Raw genomic sequence first — 21,921 nt, forward strand, 5'->3', positions numbered from 1 at the left:
TATGAAAAAAATACCAAAAGACTTTTTATGAGGTGCATCAACAAGTGCATACCAAGTTGAAGGTGCAACTGATGCGGATGGAAAAGGAAAATCAATCCAAGACCTAATTCCTCAAAAACCAGGAGTTTCAAATTTTGCAACAACTTCAGATCATTATAATCATTGAAAAGAAGATGTTAAGTTAATGGCCGAAATGGGGTTTAAGTCATATAGATTTTCAATTTCATGACCAAGAATCATGCCTGACTTAACAGGGAACATTAATGAAAAAGGTATGAAATTTTATGAAAATTTAATTGATGAATTAATAAAATACAAAATTGAACCAATAGTTACAATTTGACATTTTGACCTACCACTGGAAATTCATAATGCAGGTGGATGAGATGAAAGGGATTTAGCGATACCATTATTTGTTAAATACTCAAAAGCGTTGTTTGAAAGATTTGATGGGAAAGTTAAATATTGATTGACGATTAATGAACAAAATATGATGATAATGTTCGGACACGTCTTAGGGCTTGTGCAAGTAACTGATGGTTACAAACATTTAAAAAATATGTATCAACAAAATCATCATATGATGATTGCCCAAGCAGAAGTTATGAAAATGTATCATGATAACTTTGGGAAAAAAGGTGGAAAAATTGGTCCAGCCCCAAACATTGCAACTGTATACCCAAAGACATGTGATCCAAAAGATGTTAACGCTGCATATAGAACATCTGCAATTAGGAATTGATTGTATTTAGATTTATCAGTAAAAGGAATATACAACCAAACTGTGTGACAATGATTTGAAAGCAACAACATTGCACCTACAATAAAAGATGGTGATATGGAAATCATTGCTCAAGGTAAACCTGACTTTATTGGTTATAACTACTATAATTCAATGACTGTCGAAAAACCAGAAGTCAAAGAACTTGTTTTAAAGGGTTCAGATCAACAACTTGCGTTTGATATTCCTGATGTATTTAAAGCCTTTAAAAACGATAAGTTGCAGCAAACAAAATTTAGGTGAGGTGTTGACCCATCTGGGTTTTTACAAACATCACGTGAATTAAATGACAGGTATGGACTTCCTATTTTGTTAACCGAAAATGGTCTAGGACATGAAGATGTACTAACAAAAGATGGGAAAATTCATGATGAATACAGAATTAACTTCTTACGTGAACATATTAAATTGATCCCACAAATATTAACTGAAGGAATTGATTTAATAGGTTACAACCCTTGAAGCGCAATTGATTTAGTTTCTACTCACCAAGGTATAAAAAAGAGATATGGTTTTGTATATATTGATAGAGATGATGAAGGCAATGGTGATTTTAAAAGATATAAGAAAGATTCATTCCATTGATATAAAAAAGTAATATCTTCTGATGGTGAAGATTTAGATTAGAAATTTATTAAATAAAAAACCTCAATAATATGAGGTTTTTTATTTGCTAATTTTACTTTTATATAAACTAACAATATATTTTGTCATGAGTACTATAATAATAATATGAAATTAAAAAAGCAATTAAGTTATGGTGGAAATCTAGTTGAATACTTCTTAGAGGTAAAAGATCAAAAGAGTATTAGACTTAGAATTGATAATCAAAGGATTATCGTTTCTGCACCCGTATACACTCAAGACTGACAAATAGAACAACTTTTGTACAAGAACATCAAAAAGATTCTTTTGATGCAAGAAAACCAAAAGTCTAGATATCCTTTCATAGTTGATGGAAACATCTTAAAAGTTAAGATATTTGGTGAATATGTTGATTTTGAAATAATAACTTCTAATATAACTAAATCATTGAAAAATAAAAATGTCGTAAAGATGTATGATAATCAAGATGAGTTTATAAGTCATACGTACAAAAGACTAGCGATACTTTATTATGATTTGTTTAATGAAAAATTAATTGAACACTCAAAAAGAAGTGAACTAAATATTAAAAACCTATCAATTAAGTATATGAAATCAAGGTGAGGTGTATGCTACCCAGAACTTGATAAAATAATATTGAACATAACTTTATTACATTATCCAATTGAGTGTTTAGAATATGTTATAGTTCATGAGTTATCACACACACAACACAAAAATCACTCAAAGGATTTTTGATACCTTGTTGAGAAAAACTATCCAAATTATAAAGAAGCATCTAAATTACTGAAGTAGGGCAATATGGCATTTTGAAACAAAACTAAATCACAAGATAATAAAAGAATTAACATTGATGAGTACTTCATTGAATGAACTAAAACAGATTCTGAAATTACAATATATGACAACGCAATAATCAAAGTTATAAATGAAGCATATGAAAATATGTTGATTGAATTATATTCAATTCAAAGAAGTGAATTTATTAACAAACAATTTAGTAAGTTAATAAAAATAATGGATATCAAAGAATCATTTATTACAGTTCCAGGTATTAGTCACTTTTTAAACATTAAAGAAGAGCTATACAAAATGTATAGTCCTTTGCTTTCTGAATTAACTTTAATTGCATTAAAAAAATATGGATATCATTGTGCAAAAAAATTCTATGAAATAGTTGAAAGTAAATTTGAAGAGTTTGATACTAATGTGAGAATGATTCAAAGGTATATAGAAATAATAACTACTGAGTTAATTAATGGATATGAGAGTATCATTAAAAAATCAACCGTTTATTCAAATGAATCAATTAATGAAACTGTAATAAATGAATTCCTAGACTTAGGTTTAAATGATTCATTTTATTTTTCAAGAATATTAAAAGAATCGACTGAATTAACATTGTCTATGATTGGATATAAAGAGCAATACGGAACAGAACACACTTTCGTCCAAACAATTGGCATGGACCAAACATTTGATGACATAGATGAGTTCGTTGAAAAAACTCAAACACTTTATATGAACAATTCAATTGAATCAGCATTTAAGATCTTTGGATTAAATGCTGATTCAAATCCAACTGAGTTAAAACAAGCTTATAGAAAGCTTGCAAAACAATATCATCCTGATGTAAACAAACAACCTGATGCACACGTTGTAATGCAAAATATAAATATACACAAAGCAATACTTGATGAGTATTTCGAAGATTAGCCAAGGAGTAATATGGACTTAAAATTTGTTAGAAATAAAGACTTTTGAGAAAAAAGAATTTTTAAAATAATTAAAACTGAATTGTTATACTTGCACGCTTCAGCTGAATCAAGACAATCATGACTTACAAGTTTTACATATGATGCCATTAACGTTTGAAGTAATTCAAGTTCAATATTAGAATTTGAATTGGATTTTACAAAAGTATATAAAAAATATTTAGAAAAGAAAAATGATAACTTTGAAAAAAGATTAGAGTTGGAAGACACATTTTCAAAAATAATTTCAACTGCTGGTGTGTTTCGTGTTTTTTTAGATGAACTAGATAATTACTTTGAAAAATTAACATCTAATAATGAAGAAATAATTTTTGATATTTTAGCTTCACACTTGGTATTTATTCATCTACAAACTTCAACTTATTTTAAAACACTAGTCTTAAATCAAACTTTACCAACTGATACATTTAAAACATTGTCTTCATATTATAAAAAAGAAATGCCAAAACAAGATGTACCAGCAGGTGAATTGATTGATCTGATGTACGACATTTTAAATTGAACAGTTACACTTTATGGCGAACTATTAGAAGTTCAGTCATTTTCAAAATTGATTGACTATACTACTGATCAAATTTTACATTTCGCAAGAGATACTGGAACAATAATATATTTCTTCTTATACTTCGCAGAAAGTATTTTAGATGAGTTCAATATTGGAGATGAAAGAATAGATGAACTATTAGAATATGAAAATGATAAGTGAAACGAAATAACTGAATCTGAAAATATAGACAATATTAAGACACATTTATTAAATAACTAATATACAATTATTATTAATGACTTAGGAGCAAACATGAAAAAAATTATTAATATTGCCGTTATTGCCCACGTTGATGCTGGTAAATCAACACTGGTTGACGCATTCTTAAAACAATCAGGAATATTTAGAGATAACCAAGAAGTAAAAGAACAAGTAATGGACTCAAACGATCAAGAACGTGAAAGAGGAATTACAATCTATTCTAAAAACTGTGCTATCGAATATAAGGATTTCAAAATCAACATCGTCGATACACCAGGCCATGCCGACTTTTCTTCAGAAGTAGAACGTATTATGAAAACTGTAGATACAGTTATCCTATTGGTTGACTCATCAGAAGGACCAATGCCACAAACAAGATTTGTGCTTTCAAAAGCATTAGAACTTGGATTAAAACCAATTTTATTAATTAATAAAATTGACAAACCAGACCAACGCGCTATGGAAGTTGTAGATGAAGTTCTAGAACTATTCATGGAACTTGATGCAAACAATGAACAATTAGAATTTACAACAATGTTTGGAATTGCTAAAAGAGGTATTGTTCAAGATTCAATGGAAAATCCATCAAAAGATTTATCACCATTATTTGAACAAATAATTAAAGAAGTCGGGGCATACCCAGAATCAAAAGCAAAAGAAGATACTGCATTACAAATATCATCACTAGGATATGATTCTTTTATCGGAAGACTTGGAATTGGAAGATTATTTCAAGGATCATTAAAAGAAGGTCAAACTGTAAGTGTTCTTAAAAATGATGGAACAGTTACAAGAGGTAAACTAAATAAATTATTCGTATATCAAGGTATGAGTAGAGTAGCTGTAGCCGAAGCGCAAGCTGGTGAAATCGTTGTTATTTCTGGAGTTGATAACTTAACTATTGGTGATGTTATTTGTGCACCAGATAAAATTGTTAAGATGCAACCAATCCTTGTTGAAGAACCAACAATGTCAATGAACTTTTTAGTTAACACTTCACCATTTGCTGGTAAAGTTGGAAAAATGCTAACTACAAGAAACATTAAAGAAAGACTAGACAAAGAACTTGAAGTAAACGTTGGACTACGTGTTGGATCACTTAGTGAATCATCAGCTGATGGATTTAAAGTTTATGGTAGAGGAGAACTTCACTTATCAGTTTTAATTGAAACAATGAGACGTGAAGGTTTTGAATTAGGAATTTCTAGACCAGAGGTAGTTTTCCAAAAAGACGCTAAAGGTAATAAATTAGAACCTGTTGAAAGAGTTATCTTAGATGTACCATCAGAATACCAAGGTACAGTAATTAATAACTTGAACTTAAGAAAAGGATTAATGTTAGACATGGACTCAAATGGAGTACGTGACAAAATTACTTTCGAAGTTCCTACACGTGGATTAATTGGATTCAAATCTGAATTTGTTAATGAGACTCGTGGTGAAGGAATAATGGTTAAATCATTTAAAGCATATGAAGAATACAAAGGTAAAATTCCAGCAAGAAAAAATGGAGTTTTAGTTTCAATGACAGATGGTGTAACTTTACCATATGCTCTATCTAATCTAGAAGAACGTGGAACTTTATTCTTAGGACCACAAACTCCAGTTTATGAAGGGATGATAGTTGGTCTGCATTCACGTGCAAATGACTTAAACGTTAACCCAACAACTGGTAAAAAATTGACTAATACACGTTCATCAGGAACTGATGAATCAACTAAGCTAACACCTGCTAGAAAATTCACTTTAGAAGAGGCTCTTGAGTTTATTGAATGAGATGAATGAGTAGAGGTAACTCCTGTTGATGTTCGTTTAAGAAAACGTTGATTAAAAGAAAACGATAGAAAACAACATAAATACGATATGAAATAATAAATTAAAAAAGTCATAACCACTAAAAATGGTAATGACTTTTTTTTATAATTTTTTAATATACAATACAAACTAACCTAAGGGGGATGACAATGATTAATCAACCTTTACAAAAAGAAAAGTACTCTAGCTTTACAACGTCAAGTTGTAAAAGTAATAAAACATTTAAGATCCTTTGAATAATTGCGTTGATTACATCAATTATATTATTCGTTGTTGGAAGTATATGAGATCTGCCAATTGCTAAAGCGCTTGGTAATCTAAATGATAATGGGTTTATAAGTTGGTTGAGTATGTTTTGAGATAAACTAGCTTACACAATGACTGTTCCATTTATATTTGGAATTGCCGGAATAGTAATGGAGACATTAAATAAAAAATATGGAAAACAACAATCTAAAGGTCCAATTATTATTTCTACAATATATATTGTATTTATTGTGGCCTATGTTATATTGTTTGCGTTTGTGACAAAAGGTATGGCTGACCTTGATGTTGGATTAGGAGCTGGTAGAGACTATTGATTTGGACTAGAACGAGTACATGTAATAGTTGTCATGTCTTTAGAAATCGGTATTGAAGTTGTAATGATGATTTGTGTAGTTTTATACATGAGATTAAGATTTTCAAAAAGAGAGGACCTACTAACTAGAAACTATTGAATCGATGGAATTAAAGCTGTTGCTGTATTTGGTATTGTTCAAGGATCATTAGACCCAACATTAAAAACATTTTGAGGTAGACCGTATTTTGTACACGTTGATTTTCAAAACGTACTAGAACAATTACCAAGTGATTGAGATATATCAAGTTTTAATGATTCGTCAAATGCAGAATACTTAGAGTGATGAGAAATTAACGGATTCAATTCTGAATATTGAAAAGCGATGTTTAGTGGAGAATATGGAGATACTCATTGAGATGATGTAGCTTTTCCATCTGGACATATGAGTTCGGCTTCAATGATTGGTTATACATTCTTATTATTGTTTATGAACGAAAAAAGAGGACAAACTATTACATGATGAAAATGATTAATATTTTCTATCTTTGTATTTAATGTGGGAGTAATGGGTGTGATGCAAATTATTTCAAGAACACATTATCTAACTGATTTAATGTTTACAACTACATTCTTATTATTGTTATTCAAACCAATTAATTATTTAGTAGATCATGTTACATACTTTGTTCTTTCATTGATTTGAAAAAAACAATCAACCAAACAAGAAGTTGATTATTTTGAAAACAAAAACACAACTATTATTTGTATTAAAATTGATGACATATATTGAACTGTGGCAAAAATAAGAACAAGTAGAATAGACAAATCAAACAAGTATAAAAGGTGAAGCAAAATAATTTCATAAGCAAAAAAGACCAATTAAGTTGGTCTTTTTAAATTTTGTTTAAAGTTCAAAATAAAATCAGTTTCACTGTTTTTTATTTTTTTTGCACAAAAACTTTTCATGTGACGTTGTAGATAGTGGAGATAAAAATGAAAAAATTAAAAACAATCATAATAAAAATTGAAGCCCACATCGATGACAAACATAAACTAGTACTAGATGAAAAAACAAGTAATCTAGAAGAAGTTCATAAAGAAGTAAATGAGTACTTTGTTGATAGAAGCATCTCAAACAACGAACAAGACAACGAAGTTAAAAAAAGATATAATAAATCCATAGACGATGCTGAAAAGGAATTGTTAACGGAGATTAAAATGCCAATTTTTACAAAAGTGTGTGAAGAAATGCTCAAAGTCACTGAAATTGAACTTAAAGAAACTAACTCAAAACTTTTAGCGACAGAATTAAGATTAAACGAATTAGAAAAAATCTTAAAAGCCAACGGCCTAATATAGGTCTTAAAAATATTAAAGGACTATGAATTAAAATTTATAGATCCCAAACACTTAAACCCACAAATTTATTAAATAATTTGGTGGGTTTTTTATTATTGCATTTTGAACTGCGGCAGTAACATCACCACCTACATTATTGTTGTTCATCTTATTTTTTAAATTATTACAAATATTAAATAAAAAATGTAATATAAAAAAATGAAGATAATTAAAAATACAACAATTTCATTTCTTATACTATTTCTTATACTATTTTCATCAATTCAAATTATTTCATGCAAAAGTAAAGATGATGACCCACCACAACTTGAAGATTTTGTAAAAATTGCTCATGCTGGTGGAGAAATAGATGACATAAAGTATACAAACTCACTTGAGGCATTAGAAAATTCGTATAACATGGGATTTAGATTCTTTGAATTAGACATAAGGTTAACGAGTGATAAAAAATTTGTGGCAGTGCATGATTGAAATAAGTGACAAAATATGACAAATTTTAGTGGGGAAGTAAATGATGAAAACCCTCCAACATTAGAAGTTTTTGAATCTTATAAATTATTTGAGAAGTACACCGCTTTAACAATGGAATGAATAAACATTTGATTTGGTGATCATAACGATGCAATTTTAGTTACGGATAAAAATCAAGAATTAAATAAATTTAGTGATGAATTTTTGTTTAACGACAGACTGTTGATGGAAGCATTAAATGAAGAAACAATTGATAATTCAAAAGATTCTAGTAAATTAATGGTTAATTACAACGGAGTACTAAGAAGCAAAAGCGATCAAATTAGTTTTTTGAATAGTAAAAAAATGAAATATGTTGTTACTGGAATACCGGAAAACAACACTCATAAAAAGTCTTTAAAAAAATTAATTAAAAATGGCGCATTTGTATTTATGTACTTTTTAGACAAAGACGGAGATATAAGCAAACAAATTGCAGAAAATAGGAGTTACTATAATGGTGCGTATGTTGATTATTATCGTATATAGACCCGTAATTTTAAAAACAAATAGAAATATTTGTTTTTATTTTATTAAAAATGTTTAGTTTCCAGGCGATATTTGACAAAAAAAAAAAAAAATATAAAATATTTTTAATAGTTATATTTTCAAAAGATATTAAATTGTCTTTTGAAAATTTTTGTTTATGTCAGGGAAAAAATATGAAAAAGATTTACGCCATATTAGCAATTGTACCTAGTATCACTTTAAGTACAGCAATAATTGTTGACAATGTTTTCAAATATGAAAATTCATACAACTTAAACTACATTATTGATAAAGATAAATTATTTGATGGCATTGATTTGAAAATGTCAAGAATGAAATCATATGATGATGGATATGGAAACTCAATATTGTCGATGGTACAAGAAGGAATATTTAATAATTTTAATTTTATAAATATTGATGATTTAGAAATCAAAATATATTATGGTGATTATGAAAAAAACAATAATTTTGAATTTAAGTTCAACGACACAAACAATGCTGAAGAAACAGTATTGTGGTTTAGTGTAGAGATACTTCCGAGCATAAAAAGTTCTTATAGCGGTAGGGTCATTTTTAATTATGACTTTAGGCCAAAGCTTTCATTGGTAGAAAAAATTTGAATAAGTGATAATTATGATTCAATAAACAAATTTTCTTCACTAACATCAGCAATTAATGAAGTCTTTAAATCAAATACGTTAATTAATGAAATGAACAGACAACTAACTAACAATGGTATTGAAAATGACATTAACTATTTTGATAAAAAGTGATTTAGTCAAACGGAAGATAAATACATTGAACAAAATGGTGACTATTCAAAAAGTGACTACAACAATATAAATAACTCTATAGTTTTTAGAAAAGAATTATTTGATCTTTTGCCAAAAACTACAAGAGCAGGATTTTTCAATTTAGATACTGACACTAATTTTTATATTAGCAAATTTGAAAAAGTGAATTCAAAATGATTTATAAATAATGGTTTTGACTATTCTAATTTTGAATTAAAAAGTTTATTTAATCCGAACACGTTAGTATGAGAAATAAAACCATACCTTGTCGAATTTTTTAGAAGCAAACTCATTAAGTCAATGGGGGCACTGGGCATTGAAATAGATAATAAAACAAACATTGATTTAAAAATTAAACAGAGTTATTCTTCTTTGATGCCGTTAGAAGACAATGATAACCTTTCGAGTCTAAGTACAACAGGCGGTGGAAAAATAATATCAGCATGAATAGAAATTTGACTTATTGATGATATGAGGGTTTCTTTGGACCAAAAATCAATAAATGACGGACCAGGATTTCATTTAGACATTGGAGAAATAAGCAATGAATAACCTCAAAAGTGTTTTAATATTGGCTTCAATATTGTGCGTATTCTGCTTTTCGTTTTTTATCACATCGTGTGCAAGGTTTCTTGATTATGGAGTCGGTAACATTGGGTCAAATATCCCAAAAGATCTAAAAGATGACTTTTTATTTCAAGATGGTTGCTCTAGCACAACCAAAACCACTAACTTCGAAAAAGATGAAAATTTGGCTGGGTTTTTAGGGGAATCATTATTTCACTATTCCTCATACGTCGACACCAACAATGGAAAATCATTTTTTGGTAATAAAAGCAATGCACTGAAATGTGACGGTAATACATTTGTTAAATCTGTTTGAAAAGGTCAAACGATTAACTTGCAATTTGTCTTGATGAATAAGGATATATCAAACAAAATTAAAAATTTAAAAGTTACCTTATCAGGTGATGAATTCAAACTATCAAATAACGATAGTCTTAAAGACGATAAAAATATTGTAGGTTGAGCAAAATTTAATAAATTCATAAAAACACCTAAACCAGCAAATTCAAATTCAAAACATCTATATGATCAAACTTTGTATGTGCCAGACGCCGTTGGAATAACAGAACTAGATGAGATGAAATATGATGTTCAACCAATATACATTTCAATGAAAGTTGGGCACAAGGTTAATCCTGGATTAAAAAAAATGAAACTAAAAGTTTCATATGAAATTAATGAAAAAAAGTTAAATTTTGATAGAGAATTTAAAGTGAAGATTTCTGATAGGGATTTGATAATGAATGATCCAAATGAAAAGGAATCAGATAAATTTGGATTCACAGCTCAAACATTCCCTGCAGATAGTCTTAGTTATTGATATGATGATAGTTCACTATTTTATCAAACCCCAATCGACAGGGGTCCTGACGATGCACATAGAGCAGCATACGTAAGAGATGATATGGCTAAAAATTATCTAAGACAATTTTTGCAACCACTAAAAGATTCGAATGCTTCTTTTGCATTTGCCCCGGGTTATCACAAACAAATAATTCAATGAACTGCAAATTTTAAAAATGACTTATCTATATCAGAGATTGAAAATCTTATTTCAGAACAATCATTTGAAAGCATAATGAGTTCATATGAAAATGACATTGAGTTTAATTTTTTATTTAATTCAATGGCAGAATATTTAGATATTTTAACAGAGGTTGGATTGCCGGCACTTGATATCAGTTTATTTGAAAATGGTAAATTTTCTAGCTGAGTTGTTCCAAAAGATAGTGTTGATGGAAAGGGTCCACAAGTTGATTGAACCGCAAAAATAATAAACAGTAACAGTGGTAAACCAGAATCTGATTTTGATATGTATATCAAAAAAATAATTACTCCACTTTTAAAGAGTCTAATCGATATGATGCACAATGGTTATAAAGAAAAAAGATTCATTTTAGAAAATGGGAATAAAATTAGAATTTTACTTAACACTGATGAACTTAATGAAAAATCAATGGATGCAGTTCAAGAAGTAATCGACGATGTAAATGACTATGGAAAAAATAAGTACTCAGACTTTACTCCAATTGGTATGAATTCATTTGTTGGATGAAGATCATCAATTGATCTTGGGAATGAAAACTATTTGAATAATAATTTTATTAATTCATATGATCAATTTGTTTTCCATACAAGAGAAATAAATAGCGCCGTTGACAACACGACATGAAAAAAACTTGAGAATTCAATAACAAAAAGAAAAAATAATAATAAATCCACAATGTTTTATTCTACTTATGGTGATTATCCAGGTTCATATATGGCAAGTGATATTAGCGAAAGTTTATGAAATGTTTTATTTGGTAGAAAACTAAACTTAAATGGTTTTTTAAGATGGGCATATGATAAAACTTATGATGATTATTTTATGACTGAAGATTTTAACTCAATAGAAACAGGTGATGAAGTTAGGGAACCTGGCCAATCATTTTTGATATATGGCGGAGATAATCAAAACGGTGTTCACTATAGTGTAAGGATGTTGGCAATGATTGAAGCTGTTCAAAATGTCTATAAATTCAACGCACTTCAGAAATCTGAGAAAGACAAAAAAATGATAAATCAGGCAATGAATAATATCGGAATCACACAATACGCACACAATAACAATTCATATAAATGAAATGTTGGTGAAAATTGAAAGTTCCTATACATGACTCCAAATGTAGGCTACAAAAAACCAGTGGCAATGCAAGTATTCGAATTTATGAAAACATTGGAGAAATATTAATTATGAGTTTTATTGTAGTGTTGAAACTTTCGGTTATTTTACTTGCGTTTATGACTTCGTATTTTATTATTGACATGTGTTTTGACCTTAAATACATTAATAAAAATAAGGATAAAATAAAAATCACAAACAAGTGATGAATAAAATTTACATATTTTATAACTGTTATATTCATATTGTTAACTCTAATTATTTTTGAAATTCTATTGTACAACCGCGTATTTATTTTACCTAGATTGTGAGACTTAGAAGAACTATGTATATGAATATACTGGCTAACTTTCACAGCAATAATTGTATGTGAAAGTTTAAGATGATATAAATTTAAGGTTTATAGAAATGTTTATTTAATCTTACAAGCAGAAAATAAAATAGAAATTAATCAACTCGTATATAAAAGTGAAGATATAGAGCAAGACGAACAATCAGTATATATTATTGATAAAAAAATTAGGTTTTTGATTAAAGGTAAAAAAAATAATAGATTTGATCCATACATGATTTCAATGTATGTTGTTAATACATTATTAATTATATTGTTAACAACGTTATTGTTTGGAGGTATATTTTTCAAAAATCATATTTGAGATTTTTATAATTACGATTTTATTTCATCTAAAACATCATTTAACCCAGGTTCAATTTCGAACATACTTTTATGAATTTTGATAAGTATTATGATTATTAACATTGCCCTTATTTCATATGTTTATATCAAAAGAAATAAACTGTATAAATACAAAATAAGATTAATTGAAATGGCGCTGCCAATAATCATCAACATGATATGCATAGTAATGTTGGTTTCATGTTTTATTGCAATGATTGAATATATAAAATATAACAATAATGATAATTATTCAATTGGGTTTAATCTAAGTAATTTAATCACTTGGTTAGATAAAGATTTTACAAGAGGATATGGAGCAATATTTATATGTATAAATATTGGCTATATTTATAATTACATACTTTTATATAACAATAATCAAGTCAAAGAAATTTCTTGATAAATATTTATAATGTATTTAAAAACAAAACTACCTCGGTAGTTTTTATTATTTAAAAGTTAAATTTTATTGAGTTAGTTGAATACTTTTTATTTGTAGTTGTTATAATTAGTACATTAAACAAGGAGTTATTAAACATGAAAAAAACATTACATGATGTAAAAGTAGAAGGAAAAGTAGTTCTAGTTAGAGTTGACTTTAATGTACCAATTAAAGATGGTGTCATTACAGAAGACAATAGAATTAAAGCTGCAATCCCAACAATTAAACATTTAATTGAAAAAGGATCAAAAATTGTTCTTTTCTCTCACTTATCAAGAATTAAAGAAGAAGCTGATAAAGCTAAAAAATCTTTAGCACCAGTGGCTAAACGTTTAGGGGAATTATTAAAAAAAGAAATTAAATTTATTCCACAAACTCGTGGAGCAGAATTAGAAACAGCTATCAAATCATTAAAAGCAGGAGAAATCGTAGTTGTTGAAAACACACGTTTTGAAGATGTTGCAAATGGTGAAGTTGTTAAAAGCGAATCAAAAAACAATGCTGAATTAGGTAAATACTGAGCTTCATTAGGTGAAGTATTTGTAAACGACGCATTCGGTACAGCACATAGAGCACATGCTTCAAATGTTGGTATTGCATCAAACATAAAAGAAAGCTGTGTTGGATTCTTAGTTGAAAAAGAATTATCAGCATTAGCAGCTGGAATCGATAAACCAGCTAAACCATTTATAGCAATTATTGGTGGAGCAAAAGTTTCAGACAAAATTGGTGTAATTGATAACCTATTAAAAAAAGCAGACAAAATTTTAATTGGTGGAGGAATGGCATATACATTCTTTAAAGCACAAGGACACAACATTGGTAAATCACTATGTGAAGAAGACAAAGTTGCATTAGCAAAAGAATACTTAGCAAAAGCAAATGGAAAAATTATTTTACCAGTTGATTCAGCTAACAATACAGATTTCAAAGATTCAAAAGCTACATTCTCAGGAGTCGATCTTCCAGATGATATGATGGGATTAGATATTGGTCCTAAATCAATTGAACTATTTAAAAACGAATTAAAAGGTGCTAAAACTGTAGTTTGAAATGGACCAATGGGTGTATTTGAAATGGAAAACTTTAAAGTTGGAACAGTTGGAGTTTGTGAAGCAATTGCAAACTTAGACGGAGCCTTTACATTAATTGGTGGTGGAGATTCTGCTGCTGCTGCAATCCAATTAGGATTTGCAGACAAGTTCACACACATCTCAACAGGTGGTGGAGCGTCACTAGAATATATGGAAGGTAAAGTTCTTCCAGGTATTGAAGCTATTAAAAATAAGTAGTATAAATTCAACTCATATTGAGTTGTTTTTTTATGTTTAGTTAGTAAGCTCTTTCATTATTAATTTTCAAAAATAAGTATATTATTAATTTTGAATAAGTGTAAGCCTTGTTCAAGGAGATAATAATTTATGAAAACATTATTAAGTTTATTAGCAATTATGAACACTTCATCTGTTGGGACCACGGTTGTAAACGATGTTATAAATGTAGATAATATTGAAAACTTTGCACAAGAACCGCACGAAATATTAATTGAAGAACCCCTTTATTATATTGAGGCAAAAAATAACGTGGGAGATTGGAGGTCATATTCTGTGAAATCAAATCTAGGAAATATAAATCCATCTGATTTTAATACAATTATTTTTAATGGACCATCACATATATCTGTTGAAAAATCTGGAGAAGATTTAGGTGATTTCAAAGCATTTGATAACATATCACCTAACAGTTATAAAAATAAGTTGATAAATAAAAAAATAACATCGTGAGACGAATTGATATCATCTAATGCTGTGGAACTTTCTCATTTAGAGTTTGGAACACCTAAATCAAAGTTAATTGTAGACATTAATTTAACTTATACATATTATCAAGAAAAAGATGGAAGTTGAACTTTTGAAATGTGAATTCGTATGGAAATGGAAAAAATCTGAGGACAACATGCTCGAGTAGAGTTGTACACACCAAAAACAATTACGCTAATGGAGTTATAGTATGAAGTTTTTATATATGTTAATAATTCCGATTTCGCTATTGCCAATAGCAATAAATGCTTCTTCAGCTTCATCAATAAACGAAGATGAACGCGTGGAGAGAACAATAATAGAAGTTGAGTCACCTCAAATAGATGTGATCTATAGTGATTATGTTGATGGTATGAAATTCGAAACAATAAAGATAGACAATAATGTTTTAAATATTGAACAAACAAAACTTGTTGGAATTAATTTGAGTGATGAAGCGTACTACACACACACAAATAAACAACAAGTAATAGATACAAATCAAAAAATTGAAGAAACAATTTGATTTACACCAAAAAGTTTACAAGATCCCATCTTTTGAAACAAGGCAGATTACATTAGAAATACAGATGCGGTTGTTGATGAGCATTTTAATGCAATGATTGGACAGTATTATTTAGATTCTGAGTTTAGAATGTCTGTCACTTATAATAGGGCATATACATTTATTTCATATGGAATAATAGCCGAAACACATGGGTTGTATACCCCAACAGATTCACATGTGTCTGTTTATGTGGGTAGTGAATTTGAGGTCATAACAATTTAAAAATAATATAAAAATAATGATTAATCATTATTTTTTTTATTATAGTTAATAAATCTTTATGCTGATTTATTGCTTGAACCAAAAGCTCTTATCTTTTTTTTGGCTTCTGATTTTACTGCATCGATCCCTTTTCTACCAAATGCTCGGGCATCATATCCAGTAGGGTTTTCGTTTAATCAATTTCTAAATGCGTTTGCGTTAGCCATTTTTAAATCGGTCCCAATATTTATTTTTGTGATTCCGCATTTAATTGCTTTTTGTAAATCTTCAAGAGGCACACCACTTGAGCCATGTAATACCAATGGTGTGTCCACTTTGCTTGCTATGTTAGTGATAATGTCATATTGTAGCTTTATTGCTCCCTTATAGACACCGTGTGCTGTTCCTACAGCAATTGCTAATGCGTCTATGTTTGTTTTTTTAACAAACTCAACAGCTTCATCAATATTTGTATAACCATTACCTTCACTTGTGCGATCATCTTCTTTTCCACCAACGTGTCCAATTTCTGATTCAACTTCAACACCTTTACTTTTTGCATATGCTACAATTTCTTGTGTTTGTTTTACGTTAACTTCAAATGTTTCTTTTGAAGCATCTAACATAACGCTTGTAAATCCAGCATCACACGCTTTTTTGATTAGGTTTAAATCAAAACCATGATCTCAATGTAAAACAATAGGGACAGTTGATTTTTCAACAACTGTTTTACCTAATGCAAAGACATAATCTATTCCCATATATTTAGCAGCTGATTCAGTAACCATTAAAATGACTGGTGACTTTTCTTCTTCAGCTGCTTCAACAATTCCTTTCATCATTTCTAAATCATCAAAGTTGAATGCAGGAATTGCATAACCACCTTTACGAGCTTTTAGTAACTCACTTTTTAAACTTGTTTTCATATAACCACCTTTTTCTTTATCATATGAATACTGCTCGTTTACTATGGTAAAGGATATTTACTAAAGGCAAAAAATATATGCCATATAATAGTGGTGAGGACACACAATGCAAAATGAAAAATATATTTTAAAAATGAAAGAAATAGTGGGTAATGAAACTGGGACAATCAACCACTCTATTTATATGGCGATAATTAACAACGAAAATAAAATAAAAGATCTAACATTGTTAGAGTTTTCTAAATTGTGTAATACGTCAAAACCATCAATAATCAAGTTTTTAAATAAATCAGGATTGTCTGGTTTTGCTGAATTAAAATATTTAATCAAAAATCATTCAATTACAAAACAAGTTAAAAACGAAGAATTGGTTATATCAAAAGAATTTGATAGTTTAAATTCTTTTCAAAAAAAATATTTAGAAATCTCAATTAACTACATTAAGTTATTAGAACAAAACTTAATTTCAAATATGACAAAAATAAATGAATTAGTTTCTAAAATTAAGGAATCAAAAACAATTTATATTTTTGCTCAAAACCTGGCTTATTATGCAAGTCGCAACTTCTTGCAAAAAATGAGAATGTCAAAAAAAGAAATAATTTTAGAAAATGATTTAAATTTGATTGAAGGTTACTCATCTCAACTTGAACAAGGATGCTTGGTGATAATAATATCTTTATCTGGAATGAACCCAATCATGTTGAGTACTTCAGAAAAAATTAAAAACAAAGATGTTTATTTATTTGGAATTTTAGGAATTGAAGGAGCTATTTCACAGAATGTTGATAATTACTTTTTGGTTCCTCAAATTGAAGATGAGCTATGAGATAGTTATTCAATGCGACAAAGTTACATTATTAAATTCTTTGATGTATTATATTTCCAAATTATTGAGGGTAAACTTTAGTATCGCAACTTTACTTTGGTAGCATAGAACTATTATTCATTGATAGTTTTTTTTTTTTTTTCACAATATAAATGTGGAAAAGTTTCCATGGATGGTGGCGGGAATAAAAATATTATTTAGAGAGGAATATTGTTATGCACAATTTCAATATTGAAAAATTAAAGGAAATCGGTGGAGAATATACTCTAACCGAAATCAAACAACAACCAGAAATTTTATTAGAAATCTTAGAATTGGTTAAAAGTAAAAAACAGGAGTTAACATTATTTCTGAACGATATTGTTAATGATAAAACGAGAATTATATTCACTGGTGCAGGAACAAGTGAGTTTGTGGGAAATGCAATTGTTAATTCATTTTTAGGTAAAAATAAAAATGCTGTTTCAATTGCAACAACTGACATTGTTTCAAACATTGAAGAATATATTTCAAAAGACGAAGATGTACTTCTTGTATCATTTGCAAGAAGTGGTAATTCACCCGAATCAATAGCAACATTTAATATGGTTAGCAGTCATTCGAAAAATGCAAAACACTTAATTATTACTTGTAATAAAGACGGCGGATTGGCAAAACAAGGTAATGGACTAAAAAATGTCTATACACTTACATTGCCCGAAAGAAGCAATGATAAGTCATTTGCAATGACATCAAGTTATACAGGAATGATGATGGCTGCATACTTGGTATTTTCTCTAGATGAGCTGGACAAAATATCAAAAGAAGTGGTTAACACTTCTAAAATTATTGAACAAAACTATAGTAACTTCTTTGATGACTTAATTGAAATTGCAAATGAAGATCATAAAAGAATTGTGTTTTTAGGATCTGGTACATTTAATGGGATAGCACAAGAATCACATTTAAAAGTATTAGAACTAACGGCCGGTGAAGTTACAACGTTTTTTAACACACCCTTGGGTTTTAGACATGGACCAAAATCAATCTTAAATAATGAAACAATTGTTTTCTTTTTTATGAACAAAGATGAGTACAAAAGAAAATATGATTTTGATTTATTGAAAGAATTATATTCTCAAAAACAAGCTAAAAAAATAGTAGTACTAGATTATGAAAATGACAAAGTTGCAATGGAAAACTGTGACAAATATTTTGACCTTGGTTATAAAGGAGATATCAACTTATTTCTTGGTATTGCATATATAACAATTGCACAACTTTATGCATTTCACAAATCACTATTTTTAAAAAAATCGCCTGATAATCCATGACCATCTGGTCTGGTTAACAGAGTAGTTCAAGGTGTGAAAATTCACAAAAAATAATTATGAATGATTTACAGATAACATTTTTAGTAATTGGGATTATTGCAATTGTCTCATTGCTCCCGTTGATATACTTTTTTGTTTTGAAAATAAAAGATTGAAAAATAGAAGCATCAAAAAAAGGATTTGAAACTACAAAAAAGACAATGCTTGGATCTGTGTTTAAACAATTCCAAATGTGATTATGAATATTTATTTTGTTTTTTATAGTTTTGATTGCAGTATTTTGTATTGCTATGTTGGCAGGTGGAATTGATAAATGAATAAGCTAGCAATTGGATTAATTATTTCAATAATAATTTTAATAACGGCCGCTATTGTTTATATCATTTGACGCCTTTCTAAAAAACAAGGTGGATTAAAATCTTTGAACCAGTTTGTTGAAGCTTCAAATAAAGCAACACCACAAGAACTAGAAACATTAGAAATTGATGTTCTAGTATATGACAGTGGTTTGTTCAATTCTAAATTAAATTCGGTTTATGTTAAAACTCGAATAAATAATGGTGTTGTATTTATTGAAGAACTTCTAGATTTTAGAAAGTTAAAAATGGAAAAACCATTTGAACCAAAACAAATTAAGATGACAATTAATGAAGAAGAAATAAAATGAACAGAGTCATATGAAACTGTAATCAAATTAAAAAATGTCTTATATGTAAAAGCGTATTACGAATTATCAAAAAATGCATTATTCATAGAGTTTGTTCTTATAAACGAAGAACAAAGAAACAACAAATTTCAAATACTAAATGTCACAGACATAGTAAATATGAATAATATAATTTTAAAATTTAAAAACCAATAAATCAAATATCAATCACTGGAGGAAAATAATATGAATAAAGATATTCAATTAAACTCTTCTGCTGAATCAGATAAATTGATGACAGAATCAAAAAGCAAAGGAAGAGCTTTTTGATCAAAGACACTAGCCGATTTACAAAGGTTAGGTAAGTCATTGATGTTCCCAATTGCGATATTACCATTCGCGGCTCTATTGAACCGCTTTGGTCAATTGTCAATTGATCTATCAGGTGCAACGGCTGAAAACGGTAACTTTGCATTTTGATTTGGGTTCATAATTCAAAAACCTGGAGCTATTGCGTTTGACAATATTGCCTTGTTTTTTGCAATTGGAACTGCCTTTGGTTTGGCAAAAGATAACCGTGGAGAGGCTGCACTAGTTGGGGCTGTTCTTTACATAGCGTTAACCGCGATGTTGATGGAAGGTGGGTTACCTGCATTAATTTATGGTAACGTACTTACGTTTGACTCAATGGTTCAAAAAGAATCAGTGGTTAATGGTGAGATAGTAAAAGAATGAGTTGAAGGCGGAAAAAGTTTCTCGGAACTATTTTACGTTCAAACCATGACACTAGATGCAAACGGTAACAAAATAATCACTGGAGGAACATATATTTTAAATATTGGTGTTCTAGGTGGACTAGTTGCTGGTTGTATGTCAGCTTACGTATATAACAAATTTAAAGATACTAAATTACCAATGTCACTATCATTCTTTGGTGGAAGAAGATTCGTTCCAATGATGGTAATGGCACTAGCTATTCCGCTATCATTTGCATTTGCAATCATCTGACCATGATTCCAATATGGGCTTGTTAAGTTCGGAACACTAATATCAAGTGGGGACGCATGAGCAATTCCAGGAGCATTTCTATATGCATTAATAAACCGTATAGTGCAACCATTTGGACTACACCACATTATTAATACATTCTTATGATTCCAAATGCCAATTGAGAACTTCTTAGTTAATACAGATGGAAAAGTTGTATTATCTCCAGAAAACTTCCCAGTTGAAAATGTAAGTGTAGGTTCTGAAGAGTTCTTAGTTGCAATTAGAAACATAGTTCAAGAAGCTGGATGAGTTGGTTTGGACCAATCTCAAATAACAGCTGATAACTGGTCAAATTGATTTGTATGAGATCCAACTAAAATTTCTGGATCAAACGGGACAATCATTGGTAATGCATCAAATGGTAAAGTGACAGTCTTTGGAGATATAAATTCATTCCAAAGAGGGTTAGTATCTGGGACATTCCAAACAGGTTACTTCCCAATGTACTGAGGTGGTCTAACAGCTGCTGCAGCTGCAATGGTAGTAGCGGCTCCTAAAGAAAATAGAAAACAAGTTATTTCATTCCTAGGAGGAGTTGCTATAGTGGCTGCCCTAACAGGAATTGATGAACCGATTGTGTTCTCATTCATCTTTGTAGGACCAATTCTGTGAGCATATAACGCTATCTTTACTGCAACATTTGCAGCGATTGCAATTGCAATGCACATGCACATTGGATTTGGATTCTCAGGTGGATTTATCGATTATGTAATTTCATTCATGAACTCATGAGGAATGTCAAAATTTGAAGGAATGGCTAATGGTGGAGTATATGGTGTTCTATCTAACCCACTATGAATGTTAGCATTAGCAGCTGCAATGGCTCCGCTATACTACTTCTCATTCTACTTTACAATTATCAAAATGGATATTCAAACACCAGGACGTGAACAAGATGGGGGATCAAGTGTCCCACCAACAGACATGTCAACAGGTTCAACAGATAAACCATCAGATGATAAACCATCAAAAAAAGTTGATAAATATGGAACAATGGCTTCAAAAATTATTGCAGTTGTTGGTCTAGACAATTTCCAAATAATTGAACATTGTTCAACTAGATTAAGATTAACTGTAAAAGATAATAAAATAGGAACAGATTCAGAGTACAAGCAAATAGGCGCATATGGAGTCAAAAGATTAGGTGATCAAGGATTACAACTAATTATTGGAACCGACGTTGAACACTTGTTTAATGAAGTAAAAAGACAAACAGGAAAATAAATAAAACTCTAAACTTCGGTTTAGTTTTTTTATTAATTTAGTAGGTAGTTGAGCAAAAAAATATTTTTCTA

At 29.3% G+C, this 21,921-nt stretch carries 20 protein-coding genes; 19 read left to right on the forward strand and 1 reads right to left on the reverse strand.

Translation table 4 applies throughout. From position 1 onward, the window contains the following. Position 1: 1 nt before the first annotated feature. The 14 genes from AACL07_RS00995 to AACL07_RS01060 all read left to right on the forward strand — a co-directional run bounded on the left by AACL07_RS00995 (position 2) and on the right by AACL07_RS01060 (position 15,883). Positions 2-1,408 carry a glycoside hydrolase family 1 protein gene (locus AACL07_RS00995; protein ID WP_338983850.1) on the forward strand — a complete coding sequence of 469 codons (1,407 nt, stop codon included), beginning with the start codon at positions 2-4 and terminating at the stop codon, positions 1,406-1,408. Positions 1,409-1,513: 105 nt separating this feature from the next. After that, positions 1,514-2,182 carry a M48 family metallopeptidase gene (locus AACL07_RS01000; RefSeq protein ID WP_338983852.1) on the forward strand — a complete coding sequence of 223 codons (669 nt, stop codon included), beginning with the start codon at positions 1,514-1,516 and terminating at the stop codon, positions 2,180-2,182. A 6-nt stretch (positions 2,183-2,188) separates the two neighbouring features. Next, positions 2,189-3,103 (forward strand): J domain-containing protein, encoded by a 915-nt coding sequence (locus AACL07_RS01005; protein WP_338983853.1) that lies wholly within the window; start codon positions 2,189-2,191, stop codon positions 3,101-3,103. A 12-nt stretch (positions 3,104-3,115) separates the two neighbouring features. Then, positions 3,116-3,928, forward strand: coding sequence for a hypothetical protein (locus AACL07_RS01010; protein WP_338983854.1), 813 nt, complete (start codon positions 3,116-3,118; stop codon positions 3,926-3,928). A 33-nt stretch (positions 3,929-3,961) separates the two neighbouring features. Then, on the forward strand, positions 3,962-5,782 hold the full coding sequence (typA, locus tag AACL07_RS01015) for a translational GTPase TypA (RefSeq protein ID WP_338983856.1): 1,821 nt from the start codon (positions 3,962-3,964) through the stop codon (positions 5,780-5,782). Between the two features lie 92 nt (positions 5,783-5,874). Next, positions 5,875-7,152 (forward strand): phosphatase PAP2 family protein, encoded by a 1,278-nt coding sequence (locus AACL07_RS01020; protein ID WP_338983858.1) that lies wholly within the window; start codon positions 5,875-5,877, stop codon positions 7,150-7,152. Between the two features lie 128 nt (positions 7,153-7,280). Then, positions 7,281-7,646 carry a hypothetical protein gene (locus tag AACL07_RS01025; protein ID WP_338983861.1) on the forward strand — a complete coding sequence of 122 codons (366 nt, stop codon included), beginning with the start codon at positions 7,281-7,283 and terminating at the stop codon, positions 7,644-7,646. Positions 7,647-7,844: 198 nt separating this feature from the next. Continuing rightward, a complete protein-coding gene (locus tag AACL07_RS01030; protein WP_338983862.1) occupies positions 7,845-8,645 on the forward strand; it encodes a glycerophosphodiester phosphodiesterase family protein in 801 nt (266 codons plus the stop codon). Between the two features lie 173 nt (positions 8,646-8,818). After that, a complete protein-coding gene (locus AACL07_RS01035) occupies positions 8,819-9,994 on the forward strand; it encodes a hypothetical protein (RefSeq protein ID WP_338983864.1) in 1,176 nt (391 codons plus the stop codon). Continuing rightward, positions 9,987-12,242, forward strand: coding sequence for a glycoside hydrolase domain-containing protein (locus AACL07_RS01040; protein ID WP_338983866.1), 2,256 nt, complete (start codon positions 9,987-9,989; stop codon positions 12,240-12,242). The genes AACL07_RS01035 and AACL07_RS01040 overlap by 8 nt, the downstream gene beginning before the upstream one ends. A 2-nt stretch (positions 12,243-12,244) precedes the next feature. Next, positions 12,245-13,255 carry a hypothetical protein gene (locus tag AACL07_RS01045; RefSeq protein ID WP_338983868.1) on the forward strand — a complete coding sequence of 337 codons (1,011 nt, stop codon included), beginning with the start codon at positions 12,245-12,247 and terminating at the stop codon, positions 13,253-13,255. 134 nt (positions 13,256-13,389) lie between these two features. Next, positions 13,390-14,586, forward strand: a complete 1,197-nt coding sequence (locus tag AACL07_RS01050; RefSeq protein ID WP_338983870.1) for a phosphoglycerate kinase — start codon at positions 13,390-13,392, stop codon at positions 14,584-14,586. 129 nt (positions 14,587-14,715) lie between these two features. Next, positions 14,716-15,303, forward strand: a complete 588-nt coding sequence (locus tag AACL07_RS01055; RefSeq protein WP_338983872.1) for a hypothetical protein — start codon at positions 14,716-14,718, stop codon at positions 15,301-15,303. A 1-nt stretch (position 15,304) separates the two neighbouring features. Then, entirely contained in the window at positions 15,305-15,883 is a 579-nt protein-coding gene (locus AACL07_RS01060) for a hypothetical protein (protein ID WP_338983874.1), read from the forward strand. A 56-nt stretch (positions 15,884-15,939) separates the two neighbouring features. Here the strand turns inward: AACL07_RS01060 and AACL07_RS01065 are convergent, their stop codons facing one another. Continuing rightward, complete coding sequence (locus AACL07_RS01065) at positions 15,940-16,788, reverse strand: class II fructose-bisphosphate aldolase (protein WP_338983876.1); 849 nt, start codon at positions 16,786-16,788, stop codon at positions 15,940-15,942. Positions 16,789-16,894: 106 nt separating this feature from the next. Here AACL07_RS01065 and AACL07_RS01070 point away from each other — a divergent pair, with 106 nt between their 5' ends. The 5 genes from AACL07_RS01070 (at position 16,895) to AACL07_RS01090 (ending at position 21,850) form a co-directional block, all read left to right on the forward strand. Continuing rightward, positions 16,895-17,698 carry a hypothetical protein gene (locus AACL07_RS01070; RefSeq protein ID WP_338983878.1) on the forward strand — a complete coding sequence of 268 codons (804 nt, stop codon included), beginning with the start codon at positions 16,895-16,897 and terminating at the stop codon, positions 17,696-17,698. 134 nt (positions 17,699-17,832) lie between these two features. Beyond that, positions 17,833-18,984, forward strand: a complete 1,152-nt coding sequence (locus AACL07_RS01075; RefSeq protein WP_338983880.1) for an SIS domain-containing protein — start codon at positions 17,833-17,835, stop codon at positions 18,982-18,984. Positions 18,985-18,986: 2 nt separating this feature from the next. Beyond that, positions 18,987-19,256, forward strand: coding sequence for a hypothetical protein (locus AACL07_RS01080; protein WP_338983882.1), 270 nt, complete (start codon positions 18,987-18,989; stop codon positions 19,254-19,256). Beyond that, a complete protein-coding gene (locus AACL07_RS01085) occupies positions 19,244-19,792 on the forward strand; it encodes a hypothetical protein (protein ID WP_338983884.1) in 549 nt (182 codons plus the stop codon). The genes AACL07_RS01080 and AACL07_RS01085 overlap by 13 nt, the downstream gene beginning before the upstream one ends. A 30-nt stretch (positions 19,793-19,822) precedes the next feature. Then, positions 19,823-21,850, forward strand: a complete 2,028-nt coding sequence (locus AACL07_RS01090) for a PTS transporter subunit EIIC (RefSeq protein WP_338983887.1) — start codon at positions 19,823-19,825, stop codon at positions 21,848-21,850. The last annotated feature ends 71 nt before the right edge of the window (positions 21,851-21,921 follow it).

This window comes from Spiroplasma endosymbiont of Othius punctulatus (assembly GCF_964019505.1).
Lineage (GTDB): Bacteria > Bacillota_I > Bacilli_A > Mycoplasmatales > Mycoplasmataceae > TIUS-1.